Here is a 23,037-nt window from a genome sequence, read left to right as displayed (position 1 = left end):
CCTATTTCAGGCGACGGGAAAGATGTACCTGGGTGTCCGTGGGGCAAACGTGTTTTAAGGAGATACGCGCATGGCAAAACCGTTGATGACCAAGGCGACCGCCGTGTGGCTGGTGGACAATACCACGATCAGCTTCAAGCAGATCGCCGATTTCGTCGGCATGCACGAGCTGGAGATCCAGGGCATCGCTGATGGCGATGTGGCTGCGGGTGTGAAAGGGTTTGACCCGGTCGCGAACAACCAGCTGACGCAGGACGAGATCGACAAGGCCGAAGCCAATCCGCTGCACAAGCTGAAGCTTAAGTTTAACCCGGCTGCCGCCGGAGAAGAAAAGCGCCGTGGCCCGCGCTATACTCCGCTGTCCAAGCGTCAGGACCGTCCGAACTCGATCCTGTGGCTAGTGAAATTCCATCCGGAACTGTCGGATGGTCAGATCGCCAAGCTGGTGGGCACCACCAAGCCGACCATCCAGTCGATCCGCGAGCGCACCCACTGGAACATCGCCAACATGCAGCCGATCGATCCGGTGGCGCTGGGTCTGTGCAAGCAGTCCGAACTGGACGCCGCCGTGCAAAAGGCCGCTGCCAAGAAGGCAGCCGAGGGCGGCGTGATGAGCGACGACGAGCGCCGCAAGCTGGTTTCGACCGAGCAATCGCTGGAGATGGATCAGGAGCCGAAGATTCCGACCGCAATCGAAGGGCTTGAAACCTTCACCCTGGGTGGTGGCTCTGGCGACAGCCGCGAGGACGATGAGCCGATCCGCGATGCGGACAGCTTCTTCAACCTGCCTTCCGGCAATGATGATGATGACGAAGATGAAGACGGGGTCGATCCACGGTACTGATACCGTGCTTCTTCTCTGATGCTTCAGGAGCCATGCCTTTGCGGCATGGCTCTTTTCATTTGGCGCCCCTACCAGGCGTCCGCATAGCGGGAGCCCGGCGATGCAGGGCCGGCGCTGGCCAGTGCCCTGTGCAGCACGTCCCGCGTATCGGCTGGGTCGATCACTGCATCGAACTCCAGAAGGCTGGCCGCATTCAGGGCCTTGCCGCGCTCATAGAGCTCATCGACCAGCCTTTGATACTCGGCCTCACGCTCGGCGGGGTCGCTGAGCGCGGCCAGATGGTCCCGGTGACCCAGCTTGACCGCGCCTTCCAGACCCATGGCGCCGACCTCTCCGGTGGGCCAGGCACAGCAGAAATGCGGACGGTCCAGGCCGCCGCCTGCCATGGCCATGGCGCCCAGCCCATAGGCCTTGCGCAGGATCAGCGTCACCAGCGGTTGACTGAAATGCGCCCCTGCCAGAAACAGTCGCGAGACATGTGCGACCTGACCGGTTTTCTCGACCTCGGGGCCAACCATGAAACCCGGCGTATCGCATAAGGTCACCACCGGCAGTCCCCAGGCATCACAAAGCTGCAGGAACCGTGCGCCCTTGTCCCCGGCACTGGCATCGATTGCCCCGCCAAGGTGCAGCGGGTTGTTGGCCAGGAGACCGATGGAACGGCCCTGAAGGCGGGCAAAGCCGGTGATCATGCCTGTCCCAAAGCCGCGCCGCAGTTCCTGAAAACTGCCTGAATCGACGATGGCATCGATTGCGTGTCGCATGTCATAGGCGCGGGTCCGGTCCACGGGCACCACGCTGCGCAGCTCCTGTTGTGTCTGCTCGTCAGGTGGGGGGAGGTCCTGCGACAGGGTCAAAAGCCGTTTGGCTGCCGCAACCGCCTCTGCTTCATCTTCGGTCAGCAGGTCGATCAGCCCGGTTTCGACCTGGACTTCGCTTGGACCGATCTCCCTGGGGGCGACCTTGCCAAGGCCTCCGCCTTCGATCATCGCGGGGCCGCCCATGCCGATCCAGCTGCTTTTGGTTGCAATGCGCAGATCGCAAACGCCAAAGAGGGCCGCATTCCCGGCAAAGCAATAGCCCGCAACGATGCCGATCTTCGGACCCTTGTAGGCGGCAAAATGGCGAAACGAGGTCACATTGAGCCAGGCCGCCATGATCAGCGCCGCATCGCCATCATTGGGGCGCCCGCCGCCACCTTCGGCAAAAAGGACGATGGGCAGCTGGTCGCGGCCCGCGACCTCAATCAGGCGATCCATCTTGCGGTGATGGTTGAAGCCTTGAGTGCCTGCCAGAACCATATAATCCACCGCCATGGCCGCGACTGTGCGCCCCTCCACGGTGCCTATGCCACAGATGATACCGTCGCCCTGGGTGCGGGCCTGCAGGTCATCAAGGCTGCGTGTGCCGCGCTGGGCGGCGACGGCAAGCCCGCCGTATTCTGTGAAACTGCCCGGATCGAACAGATCCTCGATATTCTCGCGCGCCGTGCGATAGCCCTGAGCGTGCCGTTTTGCGACGGCGTCTGCGCGGGCGGTGTCGTCTAGCAGGGCCATCCGCGCGGCATATTCCGCAATATCCGGGCGCTCGGCCTCTTCGGATGTCGTCGTTGCAACGGAAACTTCGGCAGGCTCAAGGGTGATCAAGGGCAGGCCGCCCTGCAGCTCGTCGCCGGGTTTGATATGAACAGCGCTGATGAGACCCGAATGCGGTGCGCGGATTTCGTGGCGCATCTTCATCAATTCGGTGGCGAGAAGAACCGCGCCCTCGGGCACCTTTTGTCCGGTTTCGACATGCACTTCTGCCACTATTGCGGCGCTTTCTGCCTTGATGACTGTCACCAGCCGTCCTCCCTTTTCTCCCCGGTGATCAGTCAATCGCCGGTGCAGGGATGCTGTCAATTCGGCCGTTGGGTCATTTGCGAAAGCGGCCTTTCATGACAGGACCATGCGCCGATGGACTTCGGGGTTTTCTACCATGCCTCTTGTCGCTAGCGTGGCCGCAAACCCCGAGGGAGCAAATGCAATGAACCAATATGCAGGGATGAGCCAAGACCGTGCCGATGTCAGTGTGATCTGCGATTTGCGCAGCGATACGGTGACCCGGCCAGATGAGGGCATGCGTCAGGCAATGGCCTCGGCCGAAGTGGGCGATGACGTCTATGGCGAGGATCCGCAGGTCAACCGCCTGGAGGCGACCCTTGCCGAGCGCCTTGGCAAGGAGGCCGGTCTGTTCCTGCCCACCGGCACCCAAAGCAACCTTGCGGCGCTTCTGTCTCATTGCGGGCGCGGTGAAGAGATCATCACCGGGCGGGATTATCATGTCTTCAAATACGAGGCGGCTGGTGCGTCAGTGCTTGGCGGCATCGCCTTTGATCCACTGCCAGTGCAGCCCGGCGGAGCGCTGAGCCCCGACGGCATCTCATCAGCGGTCAAACCCGACGATTCCCACATGCCAGTCAGCCGCCTTCTGTCACTGGAGAACACCCACAACGGGCAGGCCATTCCTTTGGCCGAGATGCGCGCAATGACCGATGCGGGGCGAGAGGCCGGTCTGTCGCTGCATCTCGACGGCGCGCGGTTTTTCAATGCCATCGGGGCGCTGGGATGTTCTGCAACTCACCTTGCGGTGATGTTCGATACGCTGTCGATCTGTCTGTCCAAGGGGCTTGGCACCCCGGTCGGCTCGGTTCTGGTTGGCCCCTCTGACCTCATCGCCCGCGCGCGGCGATGGCGCAAGATGCTGGGGGGCGGCATGCGGCAGTCGGGCGTATTGGCTGCGGCTGGCCTTTGGGCGCTGGAGCACAACGTGGAGCGCCTGACCGAGGATCACGCCCGCGCCGAAGCGCTTGCCCAGACCTTGCGCGCCCTTGACGTCGGAGAGGTCGTCCAGTCCACAAATATGGTGTTCTTCACCCCGGCCGAAGGGAGCAATACGGCCCTGCAAGCGCATCTGGCCAAGGCGGGTGTTGTCATCGGGGCAGGGGACAGCGGGCCGATCCGGCTGGTCCTGCACAAGGATGTCAGCGACGAGGGGCTTTCAGCCGCGACAAAGGCCTTCGAAAGCTACTATAGCTGACTTGAGCCACGCGGCTCTGTCAGCAGGCGGAGCGCCGGGAGCAGGGCAAAGAGGATTTGCCCTGCAAGACCCAACGCGCCTTCAAGGGTTGTCCAGCGGGCAAAGACTTCAGCGCCAGACAGGCCCATAGCCGTAGTGGCCAGCAGATACTCTGCCAGCATCAGCAGCAGAAAGGCCCAGCCTCCCATTCCAAGGCGGGCGGGCAGGGCGCCCAGAGCGCTGCGGCCCTTGATGATCCACCCGGCGATCAGCCAGCTGAGCGTCAGGATCACCGGCAGTTCGAGAAGCAGCGCCCAGATCTCTTCCATGCGCGGCAGCAGGACAAGGATCCGGATGGTTCCCAGAATGAAGCCGCAGGCGAAGACACCCGTGAAATAAAGGGTGGCGGCAATCAGGACAGGGCGTGTCAGGGCCTTGGGCATGGCTCTTTGCCTTTACGAGAGTTCCTTGCGGGCCTTGAGTGCGGCGCTGATGGTGCCATCGTCGAGATAATCCAGCTCACCGCCGATGGGCACGCCCTGCGCCAGCGAGGTGAGTTTCACCTGGTTGCCCAGCTGATCGGCAATGTAATGGGCCGTGGTCTGCCCGTCGATGGTGGCGTTGAGCGCGAGGATGACCTCGCTGACCGCTTCGCTGCCGACCCGGTCCACGAGGCGCGGAATGCGCAGGTCTTCGGGGCCGATGGCGTCAAGTGCGGATAGGGTGCCGCCCAGTACGTGATAGCGTCCCTTGAAAACGCCAGCGCGCTCCATAGCCCAAAGGTCGGAAACGCTTTCGACCACGCATAGCTCGCCGTTCGCGCGGCCCTCGTCCTCACAGATGCCGCATATATCACTGGTTCCCACATTGCCGCAGTTCAGGCATTCGCGGGCGGTGGTGGCAACCCGGCTCATCGCGTCCGACAGGGGGGTGAGCAACAGCCCCCGCTTGCGCACCAGATGCAGCACCGCACGGCGGGCCGAGCGCGGCCCCATGCCGGGCAGTTTTGCCATCAGGTCGATCAGGGTCTCGATATCGCTTGTGGAGCGGTCGTGCATTGCGGGAGCCTTTGAGGTTTCTGGTCCTATAGTCGCACCGCGCGAGGCAAAGGCAAGGGGCGCCAGAGCAGATGTTCAGGTTTTGTTTGCACTATGGCCACAGACACAAAAAAGGCGACCGAAGCCGCCTTCTTCTTTCATGGCCAGAGCGCAAAGGGCCTTAGAACGGCAGCTTGATGTCCTTGGGCAGACCCATGCTTTCGGTAAGCTTGGTCATTTCTTCCTGCGCCTTTTCAGCCGCCTTGGACTGGGCGTCCTTGATGGCGGCTAGGATCAGGTCCTCGACCATTTCCTTGTCATCGCCATTGAAGATCGAGGGGTCGATATCCAGCGCCTTGAGGTCGCCCTTGGCCGAGGCGGTGGCCTTGACCAAGCCCGCGCCGGCCTCGCCGGTGACCATGACGTTGTGCAGGTCTTCCTGCATCTGCGCCATCTTGGTTTGCAGTTCCTGAGCCGATTTCATCATCTTGGCCATATCACCAAGACCGCCGAGGCCTTTGAGCATCTGTATTCTCCTAAGTGCGGGGGCGCAGGGCGCCGTAAGTCATCAGAGCACATATCGCAATTGCGAGCGCAATGAACAAGCCCGGCGGGCCGATGCAGCCTTCTTTGATGGCGTAAAACCGCAGATCGTCAACAATGGGGCCATAGGCGTCCAACGAGACGATCAAGACTAAGCTGCCCCACAAGAAACCAGCCAAGGCGTACAGAAACCGTGATCGCGAGACCAAGGCTACAATGACCAGAGCAAAGAGGGCTACGGGAACTGGAAGAGAGGATAATTCTATCAGTTCGTCCAGAGCCGTGGCAGGCCCAGATGCGGGATCCCAGGAGGGACGTTCTTTGTCGCAAACTTCTGCCCAAGCACCCGTAGGGCAAAACGCAGAAACGCCGATGAAAACGGAGGTTACTCTTCCTCGAAGGGATCCCATTCGTCCTCCACCTCGGGCAGGGCGTCCGCCTGCACTTCTGCAGCCAGTTCCTCGGCGGTGCGGATACGGGTGATCTTGGCCTTGGGGAAGCTTTCCAGAACCGCCTGAACCATCGGGTGTTCAGTCGCCTTTTCGCGCAGGGCGTTTTCGGCAGCATCGCGCACTTCTGCAATCGTCGGTGCTTCACCATCCGGGGCGATGGTGACGACCCAGCGATTACCAGTCCAGTTCTGCAGGGCGGTGCCAAGGCGGGCGGCCAGGTCGCGGGGGGCGCTCGCGTGCGGGGTGAACTCGATCCGGCCGGGCTGATAAGAGACGAGCCGCACGCCGGTTTCCACTTCGACCAGCAGTTTCACGTCCCGGTTTGTGCGGATCAGCTCAACCACATGTTCGAAACTCGGGTAGCGGGCGAGAGCGCTTTGCGCGGCGGGGGCCAGCGCGGTGACCTGTCCCTGACCATGCGACATGGTCATGCCGCCGGTTGGGCCTCCTGCCGGTGCGCCTTGCGGCGGGGCCGAGGCGATAGTCGAGGCCCCGCCTCCCCCGCTCGCCGCAGGCGCGCCCATGCCGTGCATGGGCATCCCTCCACCTCCACCGGGCGGCGGGGGTGGCATGTCCTGCAGCTTGCGGATCAGCTCTTCGGGGCTGGGCAGGTCTGCTACATGGGTCAGGCGGATCACGGCCATTTCGGCGGCCATCATCGCATTGGGTGCGGCGGCGACCTCTTCGAGCGCTTTCAGCAGCATCTGCCACATGCGGGTCAAAACGCGCATCGGCAGAGCCGCTGCCATCTGCTGCCCGCGGGCGCGCTCATCGGGGCTGATGGTGGGGTCTTCGGCGGCATCGGGGGTGATTTTCACCACTGAGACCCAATGGGTGATTTCGGCCAGATCGCGCAGAACGGCCAGGGGATCGGCGCCTTCGGCATATTGCCCGCTGAGTTCCGTGAGGGCGGCGGCTGCATCGCCGCGCAGGATCATGTCCATCAGATCCAGCACCCGGCCCCTGTCGGCAAGGCCCAGCATGGCGCGGACCTGATCGGCTGTGGTCTCTCCGGCGCCGTGGGAAATCGCCTGATCCAGCAGCGAGGTTGCATCCCGGGCCGAGCCTTCGGCGGCACGGGTGATCAGCGCCAGCGCGTCCTCGGCAATTTGGGCGCCCTCGGCGCTGGCGATCTTGCGCAGAAGGGCGATCATCACCTCCGGTTCGATACGGCGCAGGTCGAACCGCTGGCAGCGCGACAGGACCGTCACCGGCACCTTGCGGATCTCGGTGGTGGCGAAGATGAACTTCACATGGGCCGGGGGTTCCTCAAGCGTCTTCAGCAGCGCGTTGAAGGCGCTGGTGGAGAGCATGTGAACCTCGTCGATGATGTAGATCTTGTAGCGGGCCGATGCGGCGCGGTACTGGACCGAATCGATGATCTCGCGGATGTCGCCGACGCCGGTACGGCTGGCGGCGTCCATCTCCATGACGTCGACGTGGCGCCCTTCCATGATCGCGGTACAATGTTCGCAGGTGCCGCAGGGTTCGGTCGTCGGCCCACCGGTACCATCGGGGCCGACGCAGTTCATGCCCTTGGCGATGATCCGCGCAGTGGTGGTCTTACCGGTGCCCCGGATCCCGGTCATGATGAAGGCCTGCGCGATGCGATTGGCGGCAAAGGCGTTCTTCAGCGTGCGCACCATCGCGTCCTGACCAACGAGATCTGCAAAGGTCTCGGGGCGGTACTTGCGGGCGAGAACCTGATACTGCCCCTGGTTTGCGTCTTGGCTGTCGGGCTGAACCGCGCCGGGTGCGGCCGCGGGATCGAGGGTGGGAGTGTCGCTCATGCTGTCTCTTGCTGGTTGCGGCTGCGCAGTTTCGGGGCAGGCTACAGGGTAGGGAAGCGGGCGGCGTTCGTCCACCGCTGTTGACCGGGCGCAGGCCGCGGTGGCACAGTTTTTTCAGAATGTGGTGGAGAGTGTGTCATGGAAGAGGTGCAAGCCAGCCCGTCAGCGGGCATAGCCGGTCAGCCGTTCACCATTTTTGCCGTATCGGTCGCAAACGGAATCCTCGCAATCTGTCCTTTGCCGGGGGCATCCGGAGACTACGCGGGCGACATGGGGCTGATTCATGATTGGCAGCCGGGGCTGGTGATTTCAATGACAACCGAGGCCGAGCACGTGGCTGTCGGGGCAGCGACGCTGGGGGTCGACTTCCAGAGCATGGGGAGCCGCTGGGCGCATTTGCCGGTTGCGGATTTCGGGGTCCCCGGGGGCAGCACGGACGCTGCCTGGCGCAGGGTCAGCGCCTCGGCACGACAGGCATTGGAGGGCGGTGGGCGTGTGCTTGTGCATTGCCGCGGTGGCTGTGGCCGGTCCGGGATGGCTGCCCTGCGCCTCATGATCGAGTGCGGTGAGACGCCGGAACGGGCGTTGAAACGCTTGCGCCTGGCACGTCCCTGCGCGGTGGAGACGGATGACCAACTGGTCTGGGCGCGTGCGGGTCTGGCTGATGGTTCGCACTAGCAATGGAAGCACGGGCAATTCACAGCGGTGCCGCGGGCGCAGGGCTCCCGTCCGTCCTTGCTCGAAATGGCGGGTATCCTATCCTGCGAAGGGGCTGCTTTGCGAAAAGGGCTGCCAAAAAAGCCCACGCTCTCTGGCGGCAGGCCAGCTGCCACAGTGCTGGCGCGTCGGGGGGTCAGGCCTGTCGGCGCAGTTTTTCTTCAGTGACTGCCGCAAAGTCTGAAATCCGGGCGTTGAACTTCCGCTCAATGCTGCCGCGCGCCAGTTTCATGGACTGCAGCAGCAGCCTGCCTGAAAGCGTCTTGGCAGAAACCCCAAGCTTGATGCAAAGGCGTGTGCGACTTGGAGACAGCGCGACCAGTTCAATCTCGGTCTCTCCTTTCAGAGCGCCGCTTTCACCGGTCAGAACGATCCGCGTGACGGGCTCGTAAGATGTGAGCACCACGTGCAGCTCTCGGGGCTTGCCGCGCAGCGTGAACTTTGCGTCCCAGGCCAGCCCTTTCTGCGGCGCGTTTATGTCTCCCATCCGCTGCACCTCAACGCCACGGCGAAACGCCGAGCGTTCAAAACTCTCAAAATCACAAAGCGCTTCGAAAACCTCCGCGATCGGAGCCTCAATGTCTTTTTTGCTGCTCAAGTCCATTGCCGTGCCACCTTCTCCCGGGAGTGTTCTTATCCGGTTCCCTGTCAGGCTTTGAGAATGCTTTGGATAGGCTCTTTAGTCCAGAGTGTCTGCAAGCCAGTTGTGCAAAAGAAAATGCGCAATTGCTCCTTTTCGGGCGGGCTTCAATACCGGGTGTTCTCCTGCAAATGCAGTCATCATTTCCTGGCGGCTCACCCACATCGCGTCTTCGATTTCAACAGGGTCAAGTTTCAGATCGCGAGAAAGGGCGGTGCCGCTGCAGCCAAACATCAGGGACATGGGGAACGGCCAGGGCTGGCTGGACAGATAGGAGACCTCGCCGACGGTGACGCCGACTTCCTCGAGGACTTCACGTCGCACCGCGGCCTCCAGCGTCTCTCCGGGCTCGACGAAACCGGCCAGCAGCGAGTACATCCCTTCGGGCCAGCCGGGGGAGCGGCCCATCAGGACCTCGTCACCGTGGGTGATCAGCATGATCACCACCGGATCGGTGCGGGGAAAATGTCCGGCCTTGCATTTCGGGCAGACGCGCTGCCAGCCGGCCTGAGTGATGTCGCTGGGATGGCCGCAGCGGGCACAGAACTGATGCGACTCGTGCCAGGACAACAACGCTCGGGCCGTGGCTGCCATTTCGGCCTCCAGCGGGGAAAGCCGCGTCATTACCCGGCGCAATTCGGCGAAGACATGGCCGTCTGGCAAATCGGGGTGCTGCTGCTCGCTTGTATCGGCAAAACTGGCCAGGGCCATCTCGTCCAAAGCATCGGGTTGCCAGCTGCTGATGTCGCAGGCAAAAACTGCAGCGCCATCCGGCATTTTCCCGAGGAAGAGGGTTGTGTCTCCATGTTGCCTCACCACCGGATGATCCGGGGAAAGCCACGCCAGGCTTTCGGGTCCCCGAGCATCCTTTGTGCGAAAGCACAGGGGCTTACCGCGCCAGATCAGAAGAGTTTTTGTCTCTTTGGCAGTCCAGGCGGATTTGATCGCATTTTCGTCAGAGCGCAGATGCGCCTGGCGTTCCAGGCCTCCGCCCCCAAATGTAACCTGTTCTGCGCGTTTCATGTCACTTCCTTGTGCTGCGGGTGCAACGGGCTGTCTCTCGGACGTTTTTGCCATTGATGGCGACAATCGCGGTCAATGGCCACCCCGTTGTGAGCGGGGCGATGAATGGCTTTTACGATAATAGACGGAGATTTGTCGGTAGCCGACCGGTTGGGCGCTGGAATCTGGCGAGATTTCGTCATAATTCTCGGCATCCGCGCCACGATCGTTAACATCCTCATAAATGGTGACTTTGCAAATCGGTGAAAGGCTGATTCAAAAGGGTTAACGCGCCCGGACAGGGCGGGGCAAAGGTACGAACGGAGCAGGCCGTGCAAGTTGCAGGTGAAGTTAAATGACCGAAACGGAACGATCCTCGGTCCGGAGAAATGGGGTGTTGCGCCTGCTGGCGACGACCGATCTTCATTGCAACCTGCGAAGTCATGACTATTACGCGGATCGCTCGGACCCCAGCGTCGGACTTTCTCGCGCGGCCACCCTGATCGTCGAGGCCCGTGCGCAGATGAAGGAGGTCGGTGGCGTGACCTTGTTGCTGGACAACGGGGATTCGCTCCAGGGTGCGCCCATCGGGGAGACATCGTTTGACACGCCGATGATCCCGCATCCGGTCATGAGTGCTTTCAAGGATCTGGGGTATGATGCCATCGGCCTTGGAAATCACGATTTCAACTTTGGCCTGGACACGCTCGCAACCGTTCTGGAACAGGCTCATTGCCCTGTCGTTTGCTCGAACATGTCACCGGCAGAGCCAGGACGAAAGCTGCCGTTTGCCAGCAGTACAATCCTGGAGCGTGACATGCTGGCTTGCGCCGGGGCGCCGCCGCTGCGGGTCGGGGTATTGTCTGTGCTGCCGCCTCAAACGGTCACCTGGGATGCGCATCTTCTGAAAGGGCAGGTGGTCGTGGCGGATATGGTCCACACCGCACAGGAAAAGGCTGCCGAGCTGCGCGCGGCGGGCTGCGACGTTGTTGTTGCGCTGGCGCACACAGGTGTCGGGGCGCGTGAGGCAGAGCCGGGAATGGAGAATGCGCTCTTTCCGATTGCGGCGATAAAGGAGATCGATGCGGTGATCGCGGGGCATACGCACAAGACTCTGCCGCATCCTGAGCTTCCTTTCGAAAAACCAGTGGTGATGGCCGGCGCGCACGGCTCGCATCTGGGGGAAATCGATCTTGATGTGGCATATGGGCAAGACGGATGGCAAGTGACCGGCGGTACCGCCAGGCTGCATGGGATCTGTGATCGGAGTGAGGACGGAACGCTGGTCTCGCTGGTGGAGGAATCACCGGACCTGATACGGATCTTGAAGGAGCCTCATGAGGCAACCCGTGCCCGCATGCGGCAGCCGGTCGGTTATAGCGATGTGGCTTTGCATTCCTTCTTTACGTTGTTTGGACAGGATCTCGGGCTCAAGCTTGCGGCGGCGGCACAAGCGGCCGCGGCGCGGCCTCTAGTCCAGGGAACGGCGGCCGGCGAATTGCCGTTGCTGTCTGCTGCGGCACCGGGGAAGTTTGGCGGCCGGTCCGGGCCATCCCATTTCACGGACATCGGCGCCGGGGCCTTGTGCATGCGCAATGTGGCCGATCTTCATGTCTTTCCAAACGAGCTGCGGTTGGTGATCGCAACTGGCGCTCAGGTTCTGGACTGGCTCGAAATGTCCGCCGGTGTCTTCAACCAGGTCGTATCGGGCGCGCAGGGGACGGACCTGGTGGATCCGGACCGGGCGGGACATAACTTCGATGTCTTGTTTGGCTTGCAGTATGAAATCGATCTCTCCGTTCCATCGCGTTTCTCGACCGTTGGCGCGCGCGTGAACCCTGAGGCGCGGCGGATCCGAAACGTCACGTTTGCCGGAGAGCCATTGCGGCCGGAGCAGAATTTTGCGGTCGTGGCAAACAGCTATCGTGTGAGCGGGGGCGGTAATTTTCAGGTGGTGAAGGAGGCCGCGAATGTGCCTTTGCCGACCGTGCGCATTCGGGATGTGATCCGGGACTACGTGGCGGGGCGTTTGCCGACAGATCCGCTCGAGGAGCAGAGCTATCCCTGGCATTTTGCGTCTTTAAACGGGGCTCAAGCCGCAGTTTATACCGGTCCCGCGGCCACTGAATATCTGAATGAGCTGAGCGAAGAGCGTGCGCGAAACTGCGGCATCACGCCGTCGGGTTTTCTGAAACTGATGCTGACCTTGTAGCAGGTCGAGACCTGCAGCCCCGCGCTCAGGAGGTCCGGCGGGCCTTGTCATTGCTCCGGCAGCCGCCTATATCGGGATTCGAGAGGTTGGCGCGGGCAAGCGCCTCGCCAACCTGGTCAGGTCCGGAAGGAAGCAGCCACAACGAGCCCCGCTTGGGTCGATGTCCAACCTCTCACCTTATCCCCGACAGTTAATCAGCCTTACGCGGCTGACAGACCGCGCGATCCGGCGCAAGGCGTGTTGGTTCAATAGCGGCCATTATCCGCAGGGTAGACACCCAGGATTTCTATGTTTGTCGTGAAATAGGCCAGCTCATCCATTGCGAGTTTCACGTTTGCGTCCTCGGGATGCCCTTCGATATCGGCATAAAACTGGGTGGCGGTGAAGGAGCCATCGACCATGTAGCTTTCCAGTTTCGTCATGTTGATGCCGTTGGTCGCAAAACCACCCATCGCCTTGTAAAGCGCGGCCGGAATGTTGCGGACCTGAAAGACGAAGCTGGTGATCATCCCGTGTGCGCCGCGGCGGCTGTAGTCCGGTTCGCGTGACATGATCAGGAAGCGGGTGGTGTTGTCTCCGTTATCCTCGATGTGGCGTGCCAGAACATCCAGACCGTAGATGTCTCCGGCCAGCTCACTTGCCAGCGCGGCAACGTGTTTGTCTCCGGCCTCGGCCACATCACGGGCGGCGCGGGCATTGTCGGGGCTGACACGGCCAGTGATATTGTGCTGGCGCAGGAACTGGCCGCACTGCGGCAAAAGCACGAGATGCGATTTCGCTTCGCGGATATCCTCGAGCCGGGCACCCGGAACGCCCAGAAGGTTGATATGTACCCGCACGAAGGCCTCTTCGACGATATGCAGCCCGCTGTGCGGCAAAAGCCGATGAATGTCGGCCACGCGGCCATAGGTCGAGTTCTCGACCGGCAGCATGGCCTCATCTGCTTCGCCGGATCTTACGGCCTCGATCGCGTCTTCGAAATTTCGGCAGGGCAGCACTTCCATATCGTGACGTGCGTTGCGGCAGGCCTCGTGGCTGTAGGAGCCGAGTTCCCCCTGAATGGCGATTTTTCCGGACATGAGTGCGACTTTCCTGCAAAACTCGGGTAATCGGTCGTTTCGTCGCGCTGTCTACACCTTGCCACTTGAGAGGGGAAGCCTTAGACACGCCCCCAGACAGCTGAAATGGACTCGCGATCATGTTTGACACGATGACCCTTACCAAAGCGACTGCAGGTTTCTGCGGCGCGTTCCTCGTGTTCCTTCTGGGCAAATGGGCCGCAGAGGAACTGTACCACGTTGAGAGCCACGGAGAGGCCTCCTACGTGATTGAAGTGGAAGAGGCAGGTGGCGCAGCAGAAGAAGTGGCTGAAGTCAGCTTTGACGAGCTGATGGCCTCTGCGGATGTTGGCAAAGGTGCCAAGGTCTACAAGAAATGCGCTGCGTGCCACAAACTCGAAGCCGGTGCCAATGCAACCGGTCCCTACCTTTACGGTGTTGTTGGCCGACCGAAAGCTGCGGCAGACGGGTTCGGCTACTCTGCTTCACTGTCCGGCATGACCGGCGACTGGACCCCGGAAAACCTGAGCGCCTTCCTGGAGAAACCCTCCGCTTATGCGCCGGGCACGACCATGTCGTTCTCCGGCCTGAAGAAGGCCTCCGACCGGGTGAACCTCATCGCCTATCTGGACAGCCTCGACGACTAATTGCGTCAGGAACCGAGATGAAGAAAAGGCCGCTGTGATCCAGCGGCCTTTTTTGCGTGCCTTGCTTGGCAAACGTCGGGAATGTGAAAACCGGCGTGAAATCGCCTCGCCCCCAAAGGATTGTGACCGCATCGCAACTTGAATGTTGTGTCCACCTCCCATTAGCTTGAAAAGTAGGGTAAATCCGGATCGCTTGAACACCGGACAGCGGAGGTTAAGGCAGATGAGATCACGACAGATCGCGGTCAAAACAGAGGCAAAGGCCAGCGCGGCCCTTCTTCAGAGCAGCGCGTCGTTCATGCAGGGCCTGTTTTTCGCAGGGTTGCTTTTGCTGCTCCTTGGGATGAGTGTGCAGGCCCGCGCCGATGAAGGGATCATCAAGAGCCACGGCTTTGCGGAATTTGGCGATTTGAAATACCCAGCAGGCTTTGATCATTTCGACTATGTGAATCCTGACGCCCCCAAAGGCGGAGAGATGTCCATTGCCGACGTCGGCACCTTTGACAGCATGAACCCTTTCACGCGAAAGGGTCGGGCTGGGGCGCTGGCTTCTTACCATCTGGAAAGCCTGCTGGTCGAATCTTACGATGAGCCTGGATCCTATTACGGGCTGATTGCCGAAAGCCTCGAATACCCCGAAAGCCAGGACTGGGTGATCTTCAATCTGCGCCCCGAAGCGCGGTTTTCCGACGGCACACCCGTCACGGCCGAGGATGTCGTCTTTTCCCACAACATCTTGCTGGATCAGGGGTTGCAATCCTATGCCGAAGCGGTGCGCAAGCGCATTCCCAAGGCCGAGGCGCTCGATCCGCATCGGGTAAAGTTCCATTTCTCCCCGGATTTTCCGCGACGGGCCATGATCACTCAGGTCGGCGGCACGCCCGTGTTCTCGAAGGCCTGGTTTGACGCCGATCCCGAAAGCCGCCGCCTGGATGAGCCCCGTCTTGATCCCGGCATCGGCTCTGGTCCCTATGTGCTGGAAAGCTTCGATGTAAACCAGCGCATCATCTACCGGCGCAACCCCGACTACTGGGGGTGGCACCTGAATGTGAACAAGGGCCGTCACAACTTTGATCGCCTGCGGATCGAGTATTTCGGCGACGCTATCGCCGCGATGGAGGGGTTCAAGGCTGGCGTCTACACCCTGCGCACCGAGAACAACTCAAAGAACTGGGCGACGGCCTATGAATTCGATGCGGTGGCGCGCGGTGATGTGATCAAGGACGAAATCCCGGACGGGAACGTTCCTTCGGCCAACGGGTTCGTCATGAACCTGCTGCGCCCCGTGTTCCAGGATATCCGCGTGCGCGAGGCGGTGCAGCTTGCCTATAATTTCGAATGGACCAACGAGAGCCTGCAATACGGTCTGTTCCGTCATCGCTCTTCCTTTTGGCAGGATACCGCGCTGGAAGCCAAGGACCTGCCTGAGGGGCTGGAAAAAGAGGTGCTTGCAGCGCTTGGCGATCAGATCGACCCGACCATCCTGAACGAACCTGCCGTGATGGCACATACCTCCAAGGCCGACCGCCCATCGGACCGGCGCAACCTGCGCCGTGCCATGAAACTATTGGATGAGGCAGGCTGGATCGTGGGCGATGACGGTATCCGCCGGAATGCCGCCGGAGAGGTGCTGAAGATTGAATTTCTCCTCGACAGCCCGGTGCTGGAGCGGATCGTTCAGCCCTTTGTGACCAATCTGCGCACCATGGGTATCGAGGCGGTCCTGAACCGGGTGGATTTTGCCCAATACACCAGCCGCCGCCGCGAAAAAGACTTTGATATGGTCTCTTTTGCATATCCCAAGTCTCTGGAGCCTTCGACGGGCCTTTATCAGCAGTTCGGATCCGAGGCGCATGAGTATTCGGTCTTCAATCCGGCGGGACTTGCCGATCCGGCGGTGGACGCGCTGATCGGCAATATCGTGAAGGCAACCACCCAGGAGGACCTTTATGCCAATACCCGTGCCCTGGATCGCGTGCTGCGGGCCAAACGCTTCATGGTACCGACCTGGTATCTGGATGTGAGCTGGATTGCTTACTGGCGCATGTATGAATACCCCGAGACCCTGCCGCCGTTTTCGTCTGGCTGGCTGGACCTGTGGTGGGTCAATGGCGAAAAGGAGGCCGATCTCAAGGCCTCTGGCGCCCTGCGATAGGCGCGGGCCATGGCAGCCTATATCCTCAGGCGGTTTCTGCTGATCATCCCGACCCTGTTCGGGATCATGGTGATCAACTTCGCCCTTGTTCAATTCGTTCCCGGTGGGCCGGTGGAGCAGATCATTGCCCAGATGCAGGGCAGTGGCGACGTATTCGAGGGGTTTGCGGGCGGCGGCGGCGATACTGGCGCCACGGAAACTTTGGGCGCCAACGATAGCTATGCGGGGCGTCAGGGTCTGCCGCCCGAGTTGATCGAAGAACTCAAAGTTCAGTTCGGCCTTGATAAACCACCGCTGGAGCGATTTATCCAGATGATCGGCAATTACCTGCGGTTCGACTTTGGCGAAAGTTATTTCCGCAAGATCGAAGTGACCGATCTTGTCCTGGAAAAGATGCCGGTGTCGATTTCGCTGGGCCTCTGGTCAACCCTTATCGCCTATGTCATCTCGATCCCGCTGGGCATCCGCAAGGCGCTGAATGACGGGTCGCGCTTTGACACCTGGACCAGCGGCGTGATCATCGCAGCCTATGCCATTCCGGGCTTCCTGTTTGCCATCATGCTGCTTGTCCTTTTTGCGGGCGGCTCTTACTGGCAGGTCTTTCCGCTGCGCGGCCTGACATCGGACAACTGGGAAGAGCTGAGCCTTCTGGGCAAGATCGGCGACTATTTCTGGCACATCACCCTGCCGGTTGTGGCCTCCACCATCGCCTCCTTTGCGACGCTCACCTTGCTGACCAAGAACTCCTTCCTCGACGAGATCAAGAAACAGTACGTTATGACCGCGCGCGCAAAGGGGCTCAGCGAAAGCCGCGTTCTTTATGGGCATGTGTTCCGCAATGCGATGCTGATCGTGATCGCAGGCTTTCCGGCGGTCTTTATCGGGGTGTTCTTCTCAGGCTCACTGATCATCGAGACGATCTTTTCGCTCGACGGGCTCGGGCGGCTCGGGTTCGAGGCGGCCGTGGCGCGCGATTATCCGGTGATTTTTGGCACGCTCTTTATCTTTGGTCTGATGAGCCTCGTGGTCGGCATCATTTCGGACATCATGTATGTGCTGGTCGATCCGCGCATTGATTTCGACAAGAGGGAGGGCTGAGCCATGGCATTGTCCCCGCTCAACCAACGCCGCTGGAACAACTTTCGCCGCAACACGCGCGCCTATTGGTCGTTCTGGATCTTCTCGGTCCTGTTCGTGTTGTCACTCTTTGCCGAGTTCATCGCGAACGACAAACCGATCCTCGTCAGCTATCGCGGCGAACTTTTCATGCCGATCTTCAAGTTCTATCCGGAAACCGCATTCGGCGGCGATTTCCGGACCGAGGCGGTCTACCGGGATCCCGAGGTGGAATGCCTGATCCAGTCGGGCGGTAATGTCGACTGTTTCGATGATCCAGAAGGCATCCTTGCGGACATAGACGCAGGCACGTTTGCGGGCGAGGATTTCCACAAAGGCTGGACCATCTGGCCGCCCATTCCCTATTCCTACAACACCACCGTCGACAGGCCCGGCGCAGCGCCGCTGCCGCCCAATGGGCAGAACCTGTTGGGCACCGATGACACCAAACGCGATGTTCTGGCACGGGTCATTCACGGCTTCCGCCTGTCCATCGTTTTCACGCTGATCGTGACCGGCGCGGCCACGGTCGTCGGGATCGCGGCAGGCGCGGTGCAGGGCTATTTCGGTGGCTGGCTCGATCTTCTGTTCCAGCGCTTCATCGAGATCTGGTCCTCCACGCCCACGCTCTATGTCATCATCATCATGTTCGCGATTCTGGGGCGCAGCTTCTGGCTGCTTGTCTTCCTGATGATCCTCTTTGGCTGGACGGCTCTTGTCGGGGTCGTCAGGGCGGAATTCCTGCGGGCGCGGAACCTTGAATATGTCCGCGCGGCCAAGGCGCTGGGCGTCGGTAATATGACCATCATGTTCCGCCACATGCTGCCGAACGCGATGGTGGCAACGCTGACCATGCTGCCCTTCATCGTGACCGGCACCATCGGCGGGCTGGCCTCGCTCGACTTCCTCGGTTTTGGTCTGCCGTCCTCCGCGCCCTCGCTGGGGGAGTTGACCCTGCAGGCAAAACAGAACCTTGAAGCGCCCTGGCTGGCCTTCACCGCCTTCTTTACCTTTGCCATCATGCTGTCGCTTCTTGTCTTCATCTTTGAAGGCATCCGCGATGCGTTCGACCCAAGGAAGACCTTCTCATGACTGCGATACTGGAGGTCAAAGATCTGCGCGTCTCCTTCCGGCAGGACGGCAAGACGACAGAGGCCGTGAAGGGCGTGTCCTTTACCGTGGACCGTGGTGAAACGGTGGCTCTGGTTGGGGAATCCGGGTCGGGCAAGTCTGTCTCGGCCCTGTCCACCGTGTCTTTGCTGGGGGATAGCGCCACGGTAAGCGGCTCAGTGCTGTATAACGGCGAGGAAATGGTCGGTGCCGATGAAAAGCACCTGATGCGTCTGCGCGGCAACGACATCAGCTTCATCTTTCAGGAGCCGATGACCTCGCTCAACCCGCTGCACACGATCGAGAAGCAGCTGTCGGAATCGCTGGCCCTGCATCAGGGGTTGGTGGGGCAGGCCGCGCGGGATCGGATCCTGGAGCTGCTCGTCAAGGTCGGGATCCGCGATCCCGAAACGCGGCTTGGCGCCTATCCGCACGAGTTGTCCGGCGGGCAGCGTCAGCGGGTCATGATCGCTATGGCACTGGCCAACAAGCCCGAGATCCTGATCGCGGATGAGCCGACCACCGCGCTGGATGTGACGATTCAGGCGCAGATCCTCGATCTGCTGGCAGAGCTGAAACAGAGCGAAGGCATGGGCCTGTTGTTCATCACCCATGACCTTGCCATCGTGCGCCGCATTGCCGATAGGGTCTGCGTGATGAAAGGCGGAAAGATTGTCGAGAGCGGCCCGGCAGAAGAGATCTTTGCCAACCCGCAGCACCCCTATACCCAAAAACTCCTCGCCGCCGAACCCTCAGGCCAGCCCGCGCCGGTGCCTGATGGCGCCGAAGAGCTGATCCGCACCTCGAACCTCAAGGTGTGGTTCCCGATCCAGAAGGGGCTGTTGAAACGGACCGTGGGTCATGTGAAGGCGGTCAACCCAACGTCGATTTCGGTCAGGGCGGGGGAGACCCTGGGTATCGTCGGCGAAAGCGGGTCGGGAAAGACCACGCTGGCGTTGGCGATCATGCGGCTGATCGCCTCCGAAGGGGAGGTGCGTTTCAGGGGCGATGATCTGCGCAAATGGTCGACCCGGGATCTGCGGCGCTTGCGCAAGGACATGCAGATCGTTTTTCAGGATCCCTTTGGCTCGCTCAGCCCGCGCATGACCTGCGCGCAGATCATCTCCGAGGGGCTTGCGATCCACAAGGTGGACCAGCACCGCGACACCCGCGATCTGGTGGCGGAGGTGATGCAGGAGGTGGGGCTGGATCCCGCCGCGATGGATCGCTACCCGCATGAGTTTTCGGGTGGTCAGCGCCAGCGGATCGCAATCGCGCGCGCCATGGTCCTGCGTCCGCGCCTCGTTGTTCTGGATGAGCCGACTTCGGCGCTGGACATGACGGTTCAGGTGCAGATCGTGGATCTGCTCAGGGATCTGCAGGCGCGCTATGGTCTGGCCTATCTGTTCATTTCTCATGATCTCCATGTTGTGCGCGCCATGTCGCACAAGATGATCGTGATGAAACAGGGAGATGTGGTCGAGGCCGGGGACGCCAGGACTTTGTTCGAAGCCCCGCGCGAAGACTATACCCGGCAGCTGCTTGCGGCCACGCGATAACCGTACTGGCAGAAACGAAGGTGCTCCCGCGCCCGCAGGTGCCCCGGCTGTTGGCCGTGACCCCTTGGCGGCCTTGGGCCAGGCTCGGCGCCAGGGGCGCCGAGCCTGGCCCAACGGGAGCGGTGCATCCCATGCACCAGCGACGGGCGGGAGTGCCCCGATCCAGAATTTGTCCCAGATCGAGGGACTGTGGCCGGCTGGGCTCAGGTCATATGCATCGAGTTATATGCATCGAGTTATATGCATCGAGGCTGCGCGCCATCATGCGAGTGAGTGGTCTTGCATGGTCGCGAACGAACAGCCCGTCTGGCGACAGGTCCATCATGCCGGGAAAGGCGTATGCGGTTTTCTCCAGTAGCCTGTCCAGCCATTGTGCAGAGACGGAGAAGCGGCTGAGGATCTCTTCGCGGTGAATGCCGAAATCACACATCAGGGCCTCGATCAGCCGGGCGCGCACGCGGTCCTCTCCGCCAAGGATGTGGCCTCGGGACGTTGAAAAAACGCCTCTGGCAACTGCGGCGGCGTGATCGGCGGTGCCGGTTGCGTTCTGAGCATAGCCCTGTGGGAATCGCGAAATGGCCGAGGCGCCGATGCCAATCAGCACATCGTTGGTGTCGTCGGTGTAGCCCTGGAAATCCCGGCGCAGGCGTCCGCCGTGCTGAGCCCTGATCAGGTTGTCTTGGGGAAGGGCAAAGTGATCGATTCCGATTTCGCGGTAGCCGTCCCATATCAGCAGTTGGCGGGCAGTCTCGAAGAGCTCGAGACAGGCTTCAGGCGTAGGCAGGGTTTCGGACGGGATCATGGTCTGCCGTCGCGCCATCCATGGAACATGCGCATAGCCGTAGGCGGCGATGCGCTCGGGCGAGAGCGACAGCAGCTTTTGCAGAGAGTGTGTCAACCGTTCTGCGGTCTGATGCGGCAGACCAAAGAGAACTTCGGCGCTGATGCTTTCAACACCCCGGGCGCGCAGCATCTCGAACAGCTCGTGGGTCGTTTCAAAGCTCTGGAGCCGACCAATGGTCTGCTGGATCTCCTGATCGAAGTCCTGCACCCCGACAAAGGCACGGGTCATTCCCGCATCACACAAGGCGTCAAGCCGCTGAGCGTCGCATTCGTTTGGATCGATCTCCACGGAAAACTCACCCTGAGGGGTGAGCGGTGCGAGGTCGAACTGGGTCGCCGCCAGAGTCCGTATCATATCAGCACTCAGAAGGCTGGGTGTGCCGCCGCCCCAGTGCACCCGCGATAGTTTGACACCTTCCGGCAGGCGGGTTTTGACCAATGCAAATTCGGCTTTCAGTGTCTCCATGTAATCAAGCACCGGCCCGTCAAACTGGGCGCTCTGGGTGCGGCAGGCGCAGAACCAGCACAATCTGCGGCAGAAGGGGATATGAACGTAGAGCGAGACCTCGCTGCCGGGGGGGATATGGGTGAGCCAGTCGGAAAATACTGCCGCATTCACGTCGGCGCCAAAACTCGGCACTGTTGGGTAACTCGTGTACCGCGGCACTTTGGCGTCGAACAAACCGTATCTTGCCAATTGTGATTTCTGTCCCATCCCTTTAACGTAAAACGCGAACGCGAACAGAAACCTTGACCCAGATCAATCAATAATTGCCATGAACGCCCCTACCATAGCCTCCGTCAGTTGCGGCGACTGTCCGATTCGGCATCGTGCGGTCTGCGCCCGTTGTGATGCCGATGAATTGGGCGAGCTGGATGCGATCAAATACTATCGCACCTACGAGGCGGGGCAGCCGATCATCTGGTCGGGTGATCTCATGAACTTTGTTGGTTCGGTTGTCTCAGGCATCGCGACGCTTACACAGACCATGGAAGACGGGCGCACCCAAATGGTGGGGCTGCTGCTGCCCAGTGATTTCGTGGGCAGGCCTGGGCGCGACGGTTCTGCTTACAATGTCGTGGCCACGACCGAGGTGGTCATGTGCTGCTTCCGCAAGAAGCCTTTCGAAGAGCTGATGGCGCGCACACCTCATATTGCGCACCGCCTTCTCGAAATGACTCTTGATGAGCTCGATGCGGCCCGGGAATGGATGCTTGTCCTCGGGCGCAAGACCGCGCGGGAAAAGATCGCAAGCCTTCTGGCGATCATTGCGCGCCGGGATGCATCGCTCACCCCGAAGGGGGCGACGAATACGATGTCCTTTGATCTGCCTCTCACGCGCGAGGCCATGGCCGATTATCTGGGGCTTACCCTGGAAACGGTGAGCCGTCAGATGTCTGCCCTCAAAAGGGACGGGGTGATCGAGCTGGAAGGCAAGCGCCGCGTCACCGTTCCGGACATGGGGCGCCTGATGGAAGAGGCGGGCGACGACAGCGATGGCGGCCTGATCGGGTAGAGGTCTACATCCGGCTTCAGCCAGTTTGTTTTGGCTTTGGGCGATGGCAAGCCGCACATCACGGTAGCGCCCGGCTCATCTTTGCGTGCCCGACCCTTGATCCATGTGTCAGCTTGCATGAATGGACCGGGGTCCTTTGGACAGAAGCCAGTCTGCCACGCGGCTGACCGTCGCGGTCGAACTGCGCCCGGGCAGCCGCCAAAGCCTGAGGGAAGCGGGGAGTGTGACTTTCCCTTCAAACGGGGCAACCAGACGACCTGCGCGCAACAGGGGGGCGAGCAGAGCCGCATGACCCATCAGGACCCCGGCACCGTTCAAGGCTTCTTCCACGGCCAGTGCATAGAGCGAATAAACCGGCCCACGCGGCGTCACCTGTCCGCTCAAGCCTTCTGCCGCAAGCCAATGTGCCCAATCGCGGTCCCACGTGCTGTCGGAAAGACAGGGCACATCTTCCAGATCTTTCGGGTGTGAAAGCCGTTCGGCCAGATCCGGGCTGCAGACCGGAAAGATGATATCGGTCTCGACTTCATGTCCCTGCTGGGTGTCGAAGAACAGGCACAGATCATAAGGCGTGCGTTTCAGGTTCGGGGGCGTTTCCAGCGCGGTGATCGATATGGTGGTCTGTGGCATGTCATGGCGCAGGTGCGGCAGCCGAGGCGACAGCCAGTACTGCGCAACCGCAGGCAAGGCCGCGATATGCACCACTTGCGGGGCGGCTTCATCCCGCAGCTTTTGCAC

Annotated in this window: 20 protein-coding genes and 1 other RNA gene; 11 read left to right on the top strand and 10 right to left on the bottom strand. The window is 61.0% G+C overall.

The features are described from left to right. Positions 1 to 70: 70 nt before the first annotated feature. Positions 71 to 844 carry a DUF1013 domain-containing protein gene (locus AADA15_RS09380; RefSeq protein WP_341641295.1) on the top strand — a complete coding sequence of 258 codons (774 nt, stop codon included), beginning with the start codon at positions 71 to 73 and terminating at the stop codon, positions 842 to 844. Positions 845 to 912: 68 nt separating this feature from the next. On the opposite strand, the gene AADA15_RS09375 is transcribed toward AADA15_RS09380, so the two are convergent. Continuing rightward, entirely contained in the window at positions 913 to 2,685 is a 1,773-nt protein-coding gene (locus tag AADA15_RS09375) for a carboxyl transferase domain-containing protein (RefSeq protein ID WP_341641294.1), read from the bottom strand. A 184-nt stretch (positions 2,686 to 2,869) separates the two neighbouring features. Here AADA15_RS09375 and ltaE point away from each other — a divergent pair, with 184 nt between their 5' ends. After that, entirely contained in the window at positions 2,870 to 3,922 is a 1,053-nt protein-coding gene (gene ltaE / locus AADA15_RS09370) for a low-specificity L-threonine aldolase (protein WP_341641293.1), read from the top strand. On the opposite strand, the gene AADA15_RS09365 is transcribed toward ltaE, so the two are convergent. From AADA15_RS09365 to AADA15_RS09350, 4 genes are all read right to left on the bottom strand, one after another. Continuing rightward, positions 3,913 to 4,344 (bottom strand): hypothetical protein, encoded by a 432-nt coding sequence (locus AADA15_RS09365; protein ID WP_341641292.1) that lies wholly within the window; start codon positions 4,342 to 4,344, stop codon positions 3,913 to 3,915. The two genes, ltaE and AADA15_RS09365, sit on opposite strands and share 10 nt — an antisense overlap. 12 nt (positions 4,345 to 4,356) lie before the next feature. After that, entirely contained in the window at positions 4,357 to 4,959 is a 603-nt protein-coding gene (gene recR, locus AADA15_RS09360; RefSeq protein WP_341641291.1) for a recombination mediator RecR, read from the bottom strand. Positions 4,960 to 5,119: 160 nt separating this feature from the next. After that, on the bottom strand, positions 5,120 to 5,464 hold the full coding sequence (locus AADA15_RS09355) for a YbaB/EbfC family nucleoid-associated protein (protein ID WP_192964403.1): 345 nt from the start codon (positions 5,462 to 5,464) through the stop codon (positions 5,120 to 5,122). A 402-nt stretch (positions 5,465 to 5,866) separates the two neighbouring features. Continuing rightward, positions 5,867 to 7,723 carry a DNA polymerase III subunit gamma/tau gene (locus tag AADA15_RS09350; RefSeq protein ID WP_341641290.1) on the bottom strand — a complete coding sequence of 619 codons (1,857 nt, stop codon included), beginning with the start codon at positions 7,721 to 7,723 and terminating at the stop codon, positions 5,867 to 5,869. 138 nt (positions 7,724 to 7,861) lie between these two features. Between AADA15_RS09350 and AADA15_RS09345 the strand changes: the two genes are divergently transcribed. Further along, entirely contained in the window at positions 7,862 to 8,401 is a 540-nt protein-coding gene (locus tag AADA15_RS09345; RefSeq protein WP_341641289.1) for a protein-tyrosine phosphatase family protein, read from the top strand. Positions 8,402 to 8,576: 175 nt separating this feature from the next. Here the strand turns inward: AADA15_RS09345 and AADA15_RS09340 are convergent, their stop codons facing one another. Both AADA15_RS09340 and nudC read right to left on the bottom strand, forming a co-directional pair. Further along, positions 8,577 to 9,044 (bottom strand): SRPBCC family protein, encoded by a 468-nt coding sequence (locus AADA15_RS09340; RefSeq protein WP_341641288.1) that lies wholly within the window; start codon positions 9,042 to 9,044, stop codon positions 8,577 to 8,579. Between the two features lie 75 nt (positions 9,045 to 9,119). Further along, entirely contained in the window at positions 9,120 to 10,103 is a 984-nt protein-coding gene (gene nudC, locus AADA15_RS09335; protein ID WP_341641287.1) for an NAD(+) diphosphatase, read from the bottom strand. Between the two features lie 334 nt (positions 10,104 to 10,437). On the opposite strand from nudC, the gene AADA15_RS09330 reads away from it, so the two are divergent. Then, positions 10,438 to 12,294 (top strand): 5'-nucleotidase C-terminal domain-containing protein, encoded by a 1,857-nt coding sequence (locus AADA15_RS09330; protein WP_341641286.1) that lies wholly within the window; start codon positions 10,438 to 10,440, stop codon positions 12,292 to 12,294. A gap of 79 nt (positions 12,295 to 12,373) precedes the next feature. Continuing rightward, positions 12,374 to 12,472: signal recognition particle sRNA small type (ffs, locus tag AADA15_RS09325), an RNA gene on the top strand. A 67-nt stretch (positions 12,473 to 12,539) separates the two neighbouring features. Here the strand turns inward: ffs and AADA15_RS09320 are convergent. Continuing rightward, positions 12,540 to 13,373, bottom strand: coding sequence for a prephenate dehydratase (locus AADA15_RS09320; RefSeq protein ID WP_341641285.1), 834 nt, complete (start codon positions 13,371 to 13,373; stop codon positions 12,540 to 12,542). 119 nt (positions 13,374 to 13,492) lie between these two features. Between AADA15_RS09320 and AADA15_RS09315 the strand changes: the two genes are divergently transcribed. The 5 genes from AADA15_RS09315 to AADA15_RS09295 all read left to right on the top strand — a co-directional run bounded on the left by AADA15_RS09315 (position 13,493) and on the right by AADA15_RS09295 (position 19,939). Then, positions 13,493 to 13,999 (top strand): c-type cytochrome, encoded by a 507-nt coding sequence (locus AADA15_RS09315; RefSeq protein ID WP_341641284.1) that lies wholly within the window; start codon positions 13,493 to 13,495, stop codon positions 13,997 to 13,999. Positions 14,000 to 14,297: 298 nt separating this feature from the next. Next, positions 14,298 to 16,154, top strand: a complete 1,857-nt coding sequence (locus tag AADA15_RS09310) for an extracellular solute-binding protein (protein ID WP_341641376.1) — start codon at positions 14,298 to 14,300, stop codon at positions 16,152 to 16,154. 9 nt (positions 16,155 to 16,163) lie between these two features. Then, entirely contained in the window at positions 16,164 to 17,252 is a 1,089-nt protein-coding gene (locus AADA15_RS09305; RefSeq protein WP_341641283.1) for a microcin C ABC transporter permease YejB, read from the top strand. Positions 17,253 to 17,255: 3 nt separating this feature from the next. Next, a complete protein-coding gene (locus AADA15_RS09300) occupies positions 17,256 to 18,362 on the top strand; it encodes an ABC transporter permease (RefSeq protein ID WP_341641282.1) in 1,107 nt (368 codons plus the stop codon). Continuing rightward, positions 18,359 to 19,939, top strand: a complete 1,581-nt coding sequence (locus tag AADA15_RS09295; protein ID WP_341641281.1) for an ABC transporter ATP-binding protein — start codon at positions 18,359 to 18,361, stop codon at positions 19,937 to 19,939. The genes AADA15_RS09300 and AADA15_RS09295 overlap by 4 nt, the downstream gene beginning before the upstream one ends. 208 nt (positions 19,940 to 20,147) lie before the next feature. On the opposite strand, the gene hemN is transcribed toward AADA15_RS09295, so the two are convergent. Further along, positions 20,148 to 21,464, bottom strand: coding sequence for an oxygen-independent coproporphyrinogen III oxidase (gene hemN, locus AADA15_RS09290; RefSeq protein ID WP_341641280.1), 1,317 nt, complete (start codon positions 21,462 to 21,464; stop codon positions 20,148 to 20,150). A 94-nt stretch (positions 21,465 to 21,558) separates the two neighbouring features. On the opposite strand from hemN, the gene fnrL reads away from it, so the two are divergent. Beyond that, a complete protein-coding gene (gene fnrL, locus AADA15_RS09285) occupies positions 21,559 to 22,299 on the top strand; it encodes a transcriptional regulator FnrL (protein WP_341641279.1) in 741 nt (246 codons plus the stop codon). Positions 22,300 to 22,407: 108 nt separating this feature from the next. Here fnrL and AADA15_RS09280 read toward each other — a convergent pair whose 3' ends face one another. Next, a complete protein-coding gene (locus AADA15_RS09280) occupies positions 22,408 to 23,037 on the bottom strand; it encodes a LysR substrate-binding domain-containing protein (RefSeq protein WP_341641278.1) in 630 nt (209 codons plus the stop codon).

The sequence above is a fragment of the Phycobacter sedimenti genome, from assembly GCF_038148855.1.
GTDB classification, from domain to species: domain Bacteria; phylum Pseudomonadota; class Alphaproteobacteria; order Rhodobacterales; family Rhodobacteraceae; genus Phycobacter; species Phycobacter sedimenti.
Note: the sequence above shows the minus strand (reverse complement) of the source record. Positions and strands in the feature narration are given on the sequence as shown.